14 protein-coding genes are annotated in these 13,295 nt (G+C 51.6%); 12 read left to right on the forward strand and 2 right to left on the reverse strand.

From position 1 onward, the window contains the following. Positions 1-39 precede the first annotated feature (39 nt). Together LKE33_03110 and LKE33_03115 are read right to left on the reverse strand one after the other, a co-directional pair. Positions 40-978 carry a YitT family protein gene (locus LKE33_03110; protein MCH3949913.1) on the reverse strand — a complete coding sequence of 313 codons (939 nt, stop codon included), beginning with the start codon at positions 976-978 and terminating at the stop codon, positions 40-42. A 21-nt stretch (positions 979-999) separates the two neighbouring features. Next, positions 1,000-1,890 carry a DMT family transporter gene (locus LKE33_03115; GenBank protein ID MCH3949914.1) on the reverse strand — a complete coding sequence of 297 codons (891 nt, stop codon included), beginning with the start codon at positions 1,888-1,890 and terminating at the stop codon, positions 1,000-1,002. 302 nt (positions 1,891-2,192) lie between these two features. On the opposite strand from LKE33_03115, the gene LKE33_03120 reads away from it, so the two are divergent. The 12 genes from LKE33_03120 to LKE33_03175 all read left to right on the forward strand — a co-directional run bounded on the left by LKE33_03120 (position 2,193) and on the right by LKE33_03175 (position 13,294). Next, positions 2,193-2,762, forward strand: a complete 570-nt coding sequence (locus LKE33_03120) for an ABC transporter (protein ID MCH3949915.1) — start codon at positions 2,193-2,195, stop codon at positions 2,760-2,762. After that, a complete protein-coding gene (locus LKE33_03125) occupies positions 2,755-3,618 on the forward strand; it encodes an energy-coupling factor ABC transporter ATP-binding protein (protein MCH3949916.1) in 864 nt (287 codons plus the stop codon). Before LKE33_03120 ends, LKE33_03125 begins: the two co-directional genes overlap by 8 nt. Then, on the forward strand, positions 3,615-4,424 hold the full coding sequence (locus tag LKE33_03130) for an energy-coupling factor ABC transporter ATP-binding protein (protein MCH3949917.1): 810 nt from the start codon (positions 3,615-3,617) through the stop codon (positions 4,422-4,424). The genes LKE33_03125 and LKE33_03130 overlap by 4 nt, the downstream gene beginning before the upstream one ends. Before the next feature lies 1 nt (position 4,425). Continuing rightward, entirely contained in the window at positions 4,426-5,100 is a 675-nt protein-coding gene (locus LKE33_03135; protein ID MCH3949918.1) for an energy-coupling factor transporter transmembrane protein EcfT, read from the forward strand. Positions 5,101-5,484: 384 nt separating this feature from the next. Then, positions 5,485-5,796: a hypothetical protein gene (locus tag LKE33_03140; protein MCH3949919.1), complete on the forward strand. Its 312-nt coding sequence runs from the start codon at positions 5,485-5,487 to the stop codon at positions 5,794-5,796. After that, on the forward strand, positions 5,790-7,646 hold the full coding sequence (locus LKE33_03145; GenBank protein ID MCH3949920.1) for a V-type ATP synthase subunit I: 1,857 nt from the start codon (positions 5,790-5,792) through the stop codon (positions 7,644-7,646). Before LKE33_03140 ends, LKE33_03145 begins: the two co-directional genes overlap by 7 nt. 24 nt (positions 7,647-7,670) lie before the next feature. After that, positions 7,671-8,147 carry a V-type ATP synthase subunit K gene (locus LKE33_03150; protein ID MCH3949921.1) on the forward strand — a complete coding sequence of 159 codons (477 nt, stop codon included), beginning with the start codon at positions 7,671-7,673 and terminating at the stop codon, positions 8,145-8,147. A gap of 16 nt (positions 8,148-8,163) precedes the next feature. Beyond that, the gene (locus tag LKE33_03155; protein ID MCH3949922.1) at positions 8,164-8,772 is read left to right on the forward strand and encodes a V-type ATP synthase subunit E family protein; all 609 of its coding nucleotides are present in this window, start codon (positions 8,164-8,166) and stop codon (positions 8,770-8,772) included. A gap of 1 nt (position 8,773) precedes the next feature. After that, on the forward strand, positions 8,774-9,772 hold the full coding sequence (locus tag LKE33_03160) for a V-type ATPase subunit (GenBank protein MCH3949923.1): 999 nt from the start codon (positions 8,774-8,776) through the stop codon (positions 9,770-9,772). Positions 9,773-9,799: 27 nt separating this feature from the next. Next, positions 9,800-10,126: a V-type ATP synthase subunit F gene (locus tag LKE33_03165; protein MCH3949924.1), complete on the forward strand. Its 327-nt coding sequence runs from the start codon at positions 9,800-9,802 to the stop codon at positions 10,124-10,126. 11 nt (positions 10,127-10,137) lie between these two features. After that, on the forward strand, positions 10,138-11,910 hold the full coding sequence (locus tag LKE33_03170; GenBank protein MCH3949925.1) for a V-type ATP synthase subunit A: 1,773 nt from the start codon (positions 10,138-10,140) through the stop codon (positions 11,908-11,910). Then, positions 11,903-13,294, forward strand: a complete 1,392-nt coding sequence (locus tag LKE33_03175; GenBank protein MCH3949926.1) for a V-type ATP synthase subunit B — start codon at positions 11,903-11,905, stop codon at positions 13,292-13,294. The genes LKE33_03170 and LKE33_03175 overlap by 8 nt, the downstream gene beginning before the upstream one ends. The last annotated feature ends 1 nt before the right edge of the window (position 13,295 follow it).

A 13,295-nucleotide genomic window follows, 5' to 3' on the forward strand; every position in this document is an offset into this window, starting at 1 on the left:
CTATTATATCTGCAGCGGTTCGCAATCATAATCTATGGTTTACTGTTTAGTCCCATCGGTCATCGCTTCCGCTTCTTCCACACTCTCCCAGTTCATGCGCAGTTCCGGAGGACGTTTGACGTTATGGTCCGTCTTCTGGGTAAAACCGCGGCCGAAGACTTCGTTGGCATCCTGGATGGTCATAAAGGCGAATGGATCGTAGTCACGGACAATTTTTTTGACGCGTGCGACCTGCGTCAGCTTCACGACGCAGAAAAGAATCTGACGTTTATGATGGGTATAGGCGCCTTCTGCGTTGATGTAGGTAACGCCGCGGTCGATGGTCTTCATGATGGCTTCGGCGATTTGTTCATTTTTTTCGCTGATGATGAAGACGTTTTTCTTATAGTTAAAGCCATCGGCAAAGGCATTGCTGACTTTGGCTACGAAGAAATAGGCTATTAGTGTATACAGGGCAGGTTCAATGCCAAAGAGAAAAGCTTCCGAACAGAGCAGGATCACATTGATGGCAAAGCCGGTCGTACCGATTTCAATGGAATAAAATTTCTGTACAATCGCTCCGATGATATCCGTTCCGCCCGTACTGCCTCCGACCCGGTACAGGATTCCAAGCCCCATGCCGTGCAGTGTACCTGCTGCGATGCAGGCGAGCATCGGATTCTGGACGACTTTGGCCGTGCTGAGGAAGGAAAAGATATGCAGGAAGAAGGAAAGGCTGAGCGTGCCGTAAATGCCGCTGATGAAGTAACTGCGGCTCATGAGTTTATAAGCCATGAAAAACAGCGGAATGTTGATGACAATATTGGTCACGCTGACGGGCCAGCCGAATAAGTAGTAGAGAATCATACCAAGCCCTGTAATGCCGCCGCTGAGGAGTTCATAGGGCATGAAGAAGGCATTCATGGCAATTCCGGAAAGGCACGTGCCAAGGGTGATTGTGAGATAGCGTTTGCATTGCTGCTTTATTTTTGTGTCCACGTAAACCTCCTATGACAGTTCCTAGGCTTTGCGAAGTGACAGCAGGACAATCGACAGCAGCACCAGGATGATGCCGGCCAGATTGATCATACCGGGCCACTCCCCGTAGACGATGACACCCAAAAGGGCGGCTACGACAGTTTCTACGGAAGCGATGACGGGAACAATACTATTTTCCTGAATTTTCTGGACGCCTAAATAATACCATAAATAGGCAAGACAGGTGGGAATCAAGGCATAGAAAAATCCGATTGTGAGCAGGATCGGTTTACCTGCCGGGAGCCATTCGTCAGGGCGTACAAAAAACAGCAGGAAAAGAGCCGCAAACAAGTAACTGTAGGTACTCATGACAAATGCATTTGTCCGGCTGCCTGCAATTTTTCCGATAACGGAAGTCAGGGAATAGCAGAACCCGGCTCCGATTCCGTAGAGAATCCCGGCTGCCGAAAGTGTCTGCGGATCAAAGGACCCGCCGGTAACAGCAAGAATGCAGCCGACAACGTCGAGTACAAGCGGCAGAATCTTGTGCCGGCCGATTTCTTCGTGAAACAGCACATGCGCCTCGATGGCAGCAAATACCGGAGCTACGTTCAGCAGGACAGCGCTTGAAGTAACGCCGGCTTTCACGATGGCCTGGCAATAGAAAATATTATAGATGCCCTGGCAGATAAGCCCCAACAGGGCACAGACTGCCAATGTCTTTTTATCTATACGTAAGCTTTGGATACCACAGCGTACTGCGGTCATCACAAACATAATCCCCGCGGCAAAGAGACTGCGGAGAAAGCTCGTGAGGGTCGCCGAGGCTCCTTCCTGCGCCATGGCCATCACGAAGAAGCCGATGGAGCCCCAGACGGCAGCACCAATGAAGACCTGAAGATACCCTTTTTGCTCTGTCTCTAATGATTTCATAATGACTCCTTTTGTGCATAAGATTCACTATACCACGAAAACGAGAAAGTTGAAACAGGGCAAAATGGATTCAACGCTTTTCTTTTGGCACCGGGCTTGAAACCTTGTTCGACTGCCGCATGCCAGCAGCAGAAAACAGGTGATTGACTTCATTGCAGCATCTCTCGTAACAAATGTAACGGTCATATTTGTGGTAAAATTAATCTGTAAATTTGCATTGACAGCGAATTTGATAAATTTTACACTAATAGAATACTATAAAAATTTATGTAGAACTTACGATAAGAAAGGAAGTCTATGGGATGGAAAAAGAGATGCCCGAATTGATTACGGTGGAATCCGCACGGGACAGTCACCGGTGGGTGGCCATTACGGCTCTGCTGCTCGCTATCGGTGTTATTCTGCATACCATCAGCCCGAACGTGGGCGGTGTTACACCAAACTGGACAATTGCCATGTATTCGATTACGACGAATCTGACGCATCCGGGAATCTTGCGCGCTCTTGGCACTGGTTTTGTGGCTGGTCTGACTATTATACCTTCGTCCAAGTCCGCTTTCCCGATGGGCAATATTGCCAGTGAGCTTGCCGGCTCATTGACGGCCTGCCTGATTGTGAAGGCTTTTGTAGCGGTTCATTTGGGCAAGTTCAAACTGCTGCCGATTATTATCGGTTTTTTTGCAACGCTCGTCAGCGGTTCCGTATTTACCAATATTCTCTGCGTGGTTCTGGGACTGCCCTTCTCCACCTGGCTCAAGGTTATGCTGCCTGTCGTTACGGTAGTCGCGGTGCTGAACGCAGTGATTACGCAGGTGCTTTACAAGCCGGTTGAGAAAGTATTCTACACGACGGGAGGCAGCCAGGATGAGTGAGACAGCAATTCAAGTCACCGGGTTTTACTACGCCTACCCGAAAAGTGACCTTATGCTGAAAGATATTAACCTTACTATCGAAAAGGGCAGTTTTACCGCGATCGCCGGACCCAGCGGCGCAGGCAAGACAACGCTCTGCCGGGTGATGACGGGAATCGTGCCATACTATTATGGCGGCCGTTATGCAGGTAAGGTCGAAGTATTGGGCGAAGATATCAAAGGAAAGAAAATTTCCGATGTGGCTATGCGTGTCGGCATCATGCTGGATGACTATGAAAGCCAGATGGTTTCTCTGACAGCAGGGGAAGAAATCAGTTTCGGCCTGCTGAACCATGGCTTCAGCCCCGATGAAGTGGATGCCCGCGTCAGTGAGGCGTTAAACGAAGTGGGACTGCCGGGCCGTGAGAATTACCAGCTGGATGAACTTTCCGGCGGGCAGCGGCAGCGTCTTCTTCTGGCCTCCGTACTGGCAACGCGTCCGGAAGTCCTGATTCTGGATGAACCGGTATCCGCTATGGATCCGGACGGGGCCCGTTCTCTCTACGAATTGGTTTACCGCCTTCATCAGCAGTTTGAGATGACGGTCATTGTAGTAGAACATGACCTTAATTATCTGCTTCCGTATATGACCCATCTGGTACCCCTGGAAGACGGCAAAATAGCAGTGTCCGGGCCTTATGAGGAAGCGGCCCGTGAGGCCTTTGAGCATCCGACGCTCTACAGCAATCTGCCGGAGTTATGGCAGGTCAAGCTGGGCCTTGAAAAGAAGTATCATGTGAAGCTGGGCGAGTGGCGCGGTGAAGAGGAAGCCATGGCCGAACTTCAGAATAAATTTAAAGGGGGTGCCCAGGCATGATTGAAGCAAAAGCAGTCAACTTTGCTTACCGCCGCGGTATCCCGGTGTTGAAGGATATCACGTGCACCATTGCCGACGGGGAAGCTGTGGCCCTTTTGGGGCATAACGGCAGCGGCAAGACGACGCTGAGCCGTCTTTTTATGGCGCTGAACCATCCCCGGAGCGGGCAGGTACTGGTCGACGGCAATGATATCATCAATTTTGAACCGGCCGATCTGGCGGATAAAATCGGCTATGTATTCCAGAACCCGGATTTGCAGATTTTAGGGGATACGGTGTATGAAGAAGTGGCCTATGGCCTTAAAAATAAAAAACTCCCCAAATCGGCGATCGATCGCCAGGTTCGGGATGCGGTCGACGTCATGGGGCTCACGCCTTTCCTTGACCGGTACCCGCGTTCCCTGTCGTTTGGACAAAAACGCCGTCTTGGCGTTGCTACCGCTCTGGCCCTGCAGCCTAAGACACTGATTCTGGACGAAATTACGAACGGCCAGGATGAACAGGAAAAGCAGCATATGATGGCTTATCTGGGAAAGCTGCAGGAAGAACGCCATATGACGCTGATTCTGATCACCCATGACATGGATATTGCGAGAACTTACACCACACATAGTCTGGTGCTCAAAGACGGGGACCTCGTGTATGACGGGTCCACGCAGGAACTTTTTGACGGAAAGCGTCCTGTGGAGGAATGGGGCTTGAAACAGCCCGCGCTGTCAAAGATCTGTGCACTGCTTAAAGTGAAGGGTGTCCGTACACCGGAGGAACTCTGCAGCCGTCTTGTACCAAAGGAAGGGGTGAAGTAAGATGAAATTAACTGCCTTTACCCGTCTGATTCTGGTGCTTGCCGTGACCGCCTGGGTATTTCTGCTTCCGATTCCGGCTGTGGCGACGATCCTCGCCCTGGAACTTGTAATCCTGCTGTACATCAAACGTGATCGTATGACTATGGCTGCTATCGGGACCCTGACTGTGTTTACAGCTATGATGGTGGTGCTGCAGCTGCTTTTTGGTTCCAAGCTTTATGTAGCTCTTACGGGCGGTCTCCGGATGTTCGTCATGACGACGGCCTTTCTCTGCCTTCTCGCCTCGACAAAAATTCAGGATATTGCCCAGGCTCTCGTCGAAAAGTTCCATATGCCCTATGAATACGCCTTTATGCTGACTACGGCTCTGCGTTTTGTGCCAGACTTCTTGTCTGACAGCGCTGTTACGCTGGATGCCCAGTCCTGCCGCGGTTATTCCAACCGGGGCAATGCACTGAAACGGCTCTTTGCGTACCTTGCCGTAGTGAAGCCGCTCGTGATGAGGGCTGTAGCTAAGTCTGACACGCTGGCGCTTTCGATGGAACTTAAGGGATTTGGCCCGAATACCTACAAGAATCGCCGCCCAATGAAACTGGGTCTGTTTGATTATGTAGTACTGTTCATTACGATTGTGCTTTGCGCTTATCCGTTCTGGGCCAAGAAAATAGGATTGTAAATTTAAAAGGGATTGTGAAATAGTGAACGTTCATTATTTTACAATCCTTTTTTCGCCGCCCGCAGTTCGTTTAAAACAGCTTCTTGAACCCAATATGCCGTCTGCCGTCCCTTTCAAGATTTTACTGCGGCAGTTTGTCCCTATGATTGTACTCATTATGATTCCCCGTCTGCTTGTCACTGGTCAATAAGGTAAATTTTTGAAACTACAAATTGGACGAAAGTATACGAAGTTTTCGTAAAGATACATAAAATTTTCATATTTTTCTCCGAAAATATTGTATAATAGAATAAACTGTTACTCTGAGCCATTTTTGTACACTGAAAATGAGCTGGAATGGCCAGTCCAGTTTTTTGAATTATTTGTCGCGAAGGTGGTGAGACCATGTCCATGCTGGAAGATATCAAAGCGGCGGAAAAAGCTGCCGATGAAGCTAAAAAGGAAGCGCAGACCGAAGCCCGTGCTGTAATGCGTGATGCCCAGGCAAAAGCCAATGCCGAAGCAGAAGCAATGATTGCTGACGCCCGTAAACAGGCGAAGGAAACCGTAGCCAAGGCGGAAGCAGAGGCAAAAGAAAAAGCACAGGCCCTGATTGCCGACAGTCAGGCCAAAGATGCCGAGGCGGCAGAAAAGGCTCGCACGAAGGTCGATGAAGCGGTGAAGTACATTATGGAAAAGGTCGTGATTGAATGTTAGTTCCTATGCAAAGACTAACGCTCTACGCCTTGAAATCCGACCGTGATGCACTTCTCCTGGCTCTTCAGAAGGATGGCAGCGTGATGCTGGATCCCGATGGGGAGAAAAGCGGAGGAACGGGAGCGGAGGCAGTGAGCTCCCAGCTTGAAAAAGCAAGCCTCGTCCTGCGCTTCATGGAGAAAAACGGAGGTAAAAAACCTCTCATTACACCGCGTCAGGAAGTTTCCTATGGTGATTTCCTGAAAACCAGTGAGGAAGGCCGCTCGGTGACAGAAAAGGTGGATACCCTTTCCAACCGAATTGCGGCAATGGACAGTGAGGCCGCAGCCTTGAGAACGCAGGCTGAAAGTCTGGAGCCCTGGAAGGATCTGGAGATTCCCCTGGAACAGCTGGGACTTACAGAAACAACCCGTATTTATGCAGGATTCCTTCCTGATAAAGAGGTTCCTGTCGTCCAGGATGCCATTAAGGACCTTTTGGCCGAGATGAAGCTCTATGGAATCGGACCTGACGGACAGGCTGTGGTGGTTGTTGCTCACGTGGATGCTGACAGCGACGTAAAGCGCATTTTGAAAGAAAACGATTTTTCCGAGGCCGTCCTGCCTAAGCGCAGCGGCAAGGCCGCGGAAATCATGAAGGAACTGAACGCGGAAGCAGACGAACGCCTCGCCAAGGCGGAAGCCTGGCGCAAAGAAGCGGTATCGGCAGCTTCCGGAAAGCAGCAGGTGGAATTGTATTACGATCAGCTTGCCGCAGAGGGCGACCGCCTCGCGCATAACGGGACGGAGACAGATAGTGCCTTCATGATGACCGGCTGGGTGCGTAAGGACCGGAAAAAACGTCTGGAAGAAGTGGTTTCCGGAGTTACCGATGCTTACCAGCTGGAATTCAGGGATCCTACCCCTGATGAAGTTCCTCCGACGGTACTGCAGAACAACAAACTGGTCAGACCGTACGAATCAGTAGTCCAGCTGTATTCCCTGCCGGCGGCCGGAACCATCGACCCGGACTGGATGGTGGCTCCGTTCCACTTCATCTTCTTCGGAATGATGATGTCTGATGCCGGATATGGTATCGTCATGACGATTGCTTTCTATATCGCCATGAAGAAATTCAAACCAAAAGGATTCAGCGGCAACCTTACAATGGTTGCGTTCCTGGGCAGTATTTCTACAATCCTCTGGGGCGCACTGTTTGGCGGCTGGTTCGGTGCCGAGTGGCATCCGCTGCTCTTTGTGCCGATGAATGAACCGACGAAAATGCTGGCTCTCTGCTTCCTGCTGGGTGCCCTTCATCTGGTTGCCGGGATGTTGACCAAGGCTTACATGATGATTCGTGACGGCGACGTCGCGGGCGCGTTCTTTGACGAATTCAGCTGGCTCATTATGTTTGCCGGATTCCTTCTCATGGCGTTGCTGCCGGGCCCTGTAGGCAAGTACATGGCCATTTTCGGTGCTGCCGTGATTGTATTGTTCGGCGGGCGTGACCGCAAAGGAATTTTCGGCCGTCTGATCGGCGGACTCCTGAGCTTGTACAATATCAGCGGATATCTGAGTGACCTGCTCAGTTATTCCCGTATCTTTGCTCTGGGTCTTTCGACCGGCGTTGTCGGTATGGTCATTAATACTCTTGCAAGAATGCTCAGTTCGGCCGGTTCTCTCGGTACGGTGGGGGCAGTAATTATCCTCATCGGCGGGCATTTCTTCAACATCTTAATCAATATTCTGAGTGCCTTTGTGCACAGCAGTCGTCTGCAGTACATTGAGTTCTTCGGAAAATTCTTCGAACCTGGCGGCCGTGCTTTCCAGCCCCTGGCATTCCGGACCAAGTATACGGACATTGTGAAATAACTCATTACAAGGAGGAAATAAACTATGATTACTTTAGGTACAGCCTTGGCTTTTGGTGGTGCTGCTCTGGCAGCCGGTTTTGCGGGTGCAGGCAGCGCTATGGGCGTTGGTATTGCCGGTGAAGCGGGCAGCGGCGTCGTCAGTGAAGATCCTGATAAATTCGGCCGTGTACTGGTGCTGCAGGCACTGCCTGGCACGCAGGGCATTTACGGCCTGCTGATTGCTTTTATCATTCTGCTGAATCTCGGAGTTATCGACGGTAATATCAAAGAGCTGACCACTCCTCAGGGGTGGGCCTTCTTCTTTGCGGGCCTGCCAATGGCTATCGGCGGCTTCCTGTCCGCTATTTATCAGGGCAAGGCTGCTGCTGCCGGTATTTATCTGACCGCAAAGCGCCCGGAAGAAACCGGTAAAGGTATCATTATGACCGCTATGGTTGAAACGTACGCTGTATTGAGCCTTCTGATTTCCTTCATCATGGTCAGCGGCATCAAGATCTAAGTGAGGGGGATGCGTTGTGGCAGGCAATAAGATTATCGAAAAGATAGAAGAGGAAGCGAGACAGAACGCAGCTGCCATCAAGGCTTCGGCCCAGAAGAAGGCAGAGGCGGAAAGTGCCCGCATCCTGGCAAAAGCCAAAGCTTCCGTAGAAGAAATTACCAAGAAAGCTCAGACGGATGCAGCGGAAGCGGCAGGCCGCCTGACGCTGGTTGCTGAGCTGCAGAACCGCAAGGCTTCGCTGGCAAGCCGCCGCGAGGTTTTGAAGGAAGCGTTTGACAAGGCAGCCGATGCGCTGGCTCATTTGCCGAAGGAACAATGGGAGAAACTGATTCTCCAGATCATTACTACGTCCGATGTGACAGGGCATGAAGTGCTGTATGTTCCTGCCAAGGATCGTGACGCCTATGAAAAGGGATTCCTGGATACGATCAACAAGGCCCTCAAGGACCAGGGCAAAGCAGGTAAACTGACCCTGGCCAAGGAAGCGGCCCCTATTGACGGCGGCGTTTTCCTCCAGGGTGAGGACTGCGATTTTGATGGCTCTTTTGCCACGCTGCTGGAAGATGTTCGCACCGAGGAGGAGTATCGCGTAGCAGAGATCCTGTATGGTGCGGAGGTGAAGTAATATGCCCCAGCCCAGTTATGAATTTGCCCTGGGCCGTATCGGGGTTCTGTCCACGCATTTGCTGAGTACCGCTCAGGTCCGCCGGATAGCCGAGGCTGGCAGTGCCAAAGAGGCACTGAAGCTTCTGCTGGAGACCGGGTACGGTGAAAACGTGGCAACGGAGCAGGAAATCGCGCAGGGCGATGTTGATTTGATTATCCGTGACCAGCTGCAGCTGACGCGGAAGAGAATCAAGGAACTGACCCCGGATCCGGAACTGACGGGACTTTTCCTCCTGCCGGTCGATACTCATAATATCAAGGCACTGCTGAAAGCCCGCCTTTTGGGCACGAATGCCGATGCTATCCTGCGGGACGGAGGAAACTTTCCTCTGGATACACTGAAGGATATGATTCAGACAAAATATTATGAGGATCTGCCGCCGGTTTACCGGGATGTGATGAACAAAATTGAAAGCGGTTTTACCCGCGGCGAAGCGGATCCGCTGGTTTTCAGTGCGATGGTGGACGGTGCTATGTTTACGCATGCGCAGCGCGTACTGGATGCTCGTAAGGAGAAAGGCTTCATTCGTGATTTCTTCTCCCTTTGGGCGGATTTCCAGAATACGCTCAGCGTAATCCGGGCCCAGAACATGCATTGGAGCCTGAATCAGCTTAAGACGGTGCTGCTTGACTGTGGTTCCATTGAGAAATCTGTTTTTGAAGACAGTCTGTCTACACCGCCGGAACAGCTCGGTGCACGTCTCAGTCAGGGTGCACATGGCATGCAGCTGAATCAGGCCATCAACGAATTTGCCCAGACCAACGACATCGGGGTAATTACCAAGCAGATGCAGGAAGGTCTGATGCATATTATCCGCAATGCCAAGTGGCAGGCTCATTCCCTTGGACCTATCGTAGGGTACCTCATGGCCCGGGAAGCAGAAGCCGAAGCACTCCGCCTGATCTTCGGGGCACTGCAGGGTGGTTTCGAACCGCAGCTGCCCGAAATGTACGCGTAAGATGATGAGAGGCTTGGGAGGCGTAAGATGAAGAAAAATAAAATAGCAGTCGTCGGTGATCCCAGCTCCGTCATGATCTTCAAGGCGGTCGGCTTTGATGTGTTCTATGAAGAAGAGCCGGACAAGATTAAACGGCGGCTCCACAAATTGGCCGATGAAGGCTACGTGGTCATCTATATTACGGAAACCGCAGCCCAGGAGGCCGGTGACGTAATTGAAGAATATGCTACGGCAACCTATCCCGCCATCATTCCGATTCCTGCAGGGAACCGTTCCCTCGGACTTGGGATGAAGCGTGTGAAGGAAAATGTGGAAAAAGCCGTAGGTGCCGACATTCTATTCAAAGAAGGGTAGGGATATAACCGATGAGCGGAAGGATCGTAAAAGTATCCGGCCCGTTGATCGTTGCTGAAGGCATGAAAGACGTCCAGGTCAACGACGTGGTTCGTGTCAGCGACAAGAAACTGATTGGCGAGGTCATTGAATTAAGAGACGATAAGGCTTCTATCGAAGTCTATGAAGAAACGGCCGGCCTCGGGCCGGGCGAACCGGTAGAATCTACTGGTTCCCCGCTGTCTGTCGAACTGGCTCCTGGTCTGATTGAAAGTATCTTTGACGGGATTCAGCGTCCGCTGGAAGAAATCTACAAAAAAGCCGGCGACCGCATTACCCCGGGTATTGATGTGCCGAAGCTGGACCGCGAGAAAAAGTGGACCTTCGTTCCTGTTGCCAATGTGGGCGACGAGGTCAGCGGTGGCGATGTCATCGGTACGGTTCAGGAAACACCGGCCGTACTGCATAAAATCATGGTACCGCCCGGAAAGAGCGGTACAGTAGAGTGGGTCTACAGCGGTGACGCAACCATTCTGGATCCGGTCTACAAATTGAAAGAAAAGGACGGCACGGTCAAAGAGTATCCGATGCTCCAGACCTGGCCTGTTCGTAAGGCAAGACCTTACAAAGATAAATTAGCGCCTGATGAACCGATGGTTACCGGTCAGCGTGTTATCGATACGCTGTTCCCGATTGCCAAAGGCGGTGTGGCTGCTATTCCTGGGCCTTTCGGTTCCGGTAAGACAGTTACGCAGCATCAGCTGGCAAAATGGGCCGATGCCGATATCATCATTTATGTAGGCTGCGGCGAACGCGGCAACGAAATGACGGACGTACTGAACGAATTCCCGGGATTGAACGACCCGCGTACGGGACTTCCTCTGATGAAGCGTACCGTACTGATTGCTAATACGTCCGATATGCCGGTAGCAGCACGTGAAGCTTCTATTTACACGGGCATTACCATTGCGGAGTATTTCCGTGACATGGGCTACAAAGTCGCTATCATGGCAGACTCGACGTCCCGCTGGGCAGAGGCCCTGCGTGAAATGTCGTCCCGTCTGGAAGAAATGCCAGGTGAAGAAGGCTATCCTGCTTACCTGTCTTCCCGTCTGGCCGAATTCTATGAAAGAGCCGGCGTAGTAGACTGCATCGGTAAGGAAAAACGCGTAGGCGCTGTTTCCGCTATCGGTGCTGTATCGCCTCCTGGCGGCGATATTTCCGAACCGGTATCCCAGGCAACCCTGCGTATCGTCAAGGTCTTCTGGTGTCTGTCTTCGGAACTGGCTTATGCCCGTCACTTCCCGGCTATTGATTGGCTGCAGAGTTACTCCCTCTATTCCGATCGTCTGCGGAAATACTATGACGCGCACGTAGCGCCTGACTGGTCGAAACTGGTGGGCGAGACGATGAATATCCTTCAGGAAGAAGCTAACCTGAACGAAATTGTTCGTTTGGTTGGTATTGATGCACTGGGCTTCAAGGATCGTATCACGATGGAATGTGCACGTTCCATCCGTGAAGACTTCCTGCATCAGAACTCTTTCGATGAAATTGATACGTACACGTCTCTGGAAAAACAGTATGATATGCTCAAACTGATTATTTCCTGGTATGAAAAGGCGCTGTCCATGGAGGACAAGCACGTGCCGCTCGATAAGCTGATTGAAATGCCGATTCGTGAACAGATTGGCCGTGCCAAGTACATTCCGGAAAAGGAACGGAAAGAGAAATTTGCCCAGCTGAACAAAGATCTGGATGAAGCATTTGCTCAACTGACGGAAGAGGGTGACGACAATGCGTAAGGATTATAAGACAATCCGGGAAGTTGTTGGCCCTCTGATGCTGGTCGATCACGTTTCCGGTGCCAAATATGATGAACTGGTCGAAATCAGGGAAAGTGACGGCTCAAAGCGTGACGGTCGTGTCCTGGTGGTTGATGGTGATAAAGCGCTGGTGCAGCTCTTTGAAAGTGCTTCCGGACTGCAGCTGAGCAGTTCCAAGGCACGTTTCCTGGGGCATGGGATTCAGCTTGGTGTGTCCCCGGACATGCTGGGCCGTATCTTCGACGGAATGGGCCGCCCGATTGACGGCGGTGCCCCGATTATTCCGAAAGAATACCTCGATATCAACGGTGTACCTATGAACCCGGCTGCCCGTGACTATCCGTCCGAATTCATTCAGACGGGTGTCAGTGCTATCGATGGCCTGAATACGCTGGTCCGCGGGCAGAAGCTGCCTGTGTTCTCCGGTTCCGGCCTGCCGCACGCCCAGCTGGCTGCTCAGATTGCCCGTCAGGCTAAGGTACTCGGCACGGATGAAAAATTCGCCGTTGTCTTTGCCGCAGTAGGTATTACTTTCGAAGAAGCAAACTTCTTCATGGAAGACTTTAACCGTACCGGCTCCCTGAGCCGTGCCGTCATGTTTATCAACCTGGCTAACGACCCGGCTGTAGAACGTATTTCTACGCCGCGTATGGCTATTACGGCTGCTGAATATCTGGCTTTTGAGATGGACATGCACGTTCTTGTTATCATTACGGATATTACGAACTACGCCGATGCACTGCGTGAAGTCTCCGCAGCTCGTAAAGAAGTTCCGGGACGCCGTGGTTATCCAGGTTACCTGTATACGGACCTTGCCACGATGTACGAACGTGCCGGCCGTATCCGCGGCAAGAAGGGGTCTATCACGATGATTCCTATCCTGTCCATGCCGGAAGATGATAAGACGCACCCGATTCCTGACCTTACCGGATATATTACGGAAGGACAGATCATCCTGTCCCGTGAACTTTACCGCAAGGGCCTGAAACCTCCGATTGATGTACTGCCGTCCCTGTCCCGTCTGAAGGATAAGGGCGTCGGCAAGGGCAAGACGAGAGAGGACCATGCAGATACGATGAACCAGCTGTTTGCCGCTTATTCCCGCGGGAAATCGGCTAAGGAACTGGCTACCATCCTGGGCGACTCGGCCTTGAGTAAGGTAGATAAACTCTACGCCAAGTTTGCCGATGCCTTCGAAAAGGAATATGTATCCCAGGGCTACGAAACGAACCGCTCCATTGAAGAAACGCTGGATATCGGCTGGAAACTTCTCGGTATCCTGCCGCGTTCCGAGCTGAAGAGAATTCGTGACGAATACCTGGATAAGTACTACAAACCGGCAGAAGGCAGCGAGGGGGAATAAC

It is taken from the genome of Acidaminococcus sp., assembly GCA_022482815.1.
GTDB lineage: Bacteria > Bacillota > Negativicutes > Acidaminococcales > Acidaminococcaceae > Acidaminococcus.

What these genes read in the sequence shown, in the direction of transcription:
- LKE33_03130 (MCH3949917.1), top strand. Translation starts at nt 3,615, where the DNA reads ATGATTGAAGCAAAAGCAGTCAACTTTGCTTACCGCCGCGGTATCCCG.
- LKE33_03125 (MCH3949916.1), top strand. Translation starts at nt 2,755, where the DNA reads ATGAGTGAGACAGCAATTCAAGTCACCGGGTTTTACTACGCCTACCCG.
- LKE33_03160 (MCH3949923.1), top strand. Translation starts at nt 8,774, where the DNA reads ATGCCCCAGCCCAGTTATGAATTTGCCCTGGGCCGTATCGGGGTTCTG.
- LKE33_03140 (MCH3949919.1), top strand. Translation starts at nt 5,485, where the DNA reads ATGTCCATGCTGGAAGATATCAAAGCGGCGGAAAAAGCTGCCGATGAA.
- LKE33_03145 (MCH3949920.1), top strand. Translation starts at nt 5,790, where the DNA reads ATGTTAGTTCCTATGCAAAGACTAACGCTCTACGCCTTGAAATCCGAC.
- LKE33_03150 (MCH3949921.1), top strand. Translation starts at nt 7,671, where the DNA reads ATGATTACTTTAGGTACAGCCTTGGCTTTTGGTGGTGCTGCTCTGGCA.
- LKE33_03170 (MCH3949925.1), top strand. Translation starts at nt 10,138, where the DNA reads ATGAGCGGAAGGATCGTAAAAGTATCCGGCCCGTTGATCGTTGCTGAA.
- LKE33_03120 (MCH3949915.1), top strand. Translation starts at nt 2,193, where the DNA reads ATGGAAAAAGAGATGCCCGAATTGATTACGGTGGAATCCGCACGGGAC.
- LKE33_03165 (MCH3949924.1), top strand. Translation starts at nt 9,800, where the DNA reads ATGAAGAAAAATAAAATAGCAGTCGTCGGTGATCCCAGCTCCGTCATG.
- LKE33_03115 (MCH3949914.1), bottom strand. Translation starts at nt 1,890, where the DNA reads ATGAAATCATTAGAGACAGAGCAAAAAGGGTATCTTCAGGTCTTCATT.
- LKE33_03135 (MCH3949918.1), top strand. Translation starts at nt 4,426, where the DNA reads ATGAAATTAACTGCCTTTACCCGTCTGATTCTGGTGCTTGCCGTGACC.
- LKE33_03175 (MCH3949926.1), top strand. Translation starts at nt 11,903, where the DNA reads ATGCGTAAGGATTATAAGACAATCCGGGAAGTTGTTGGCCCTCTGATG.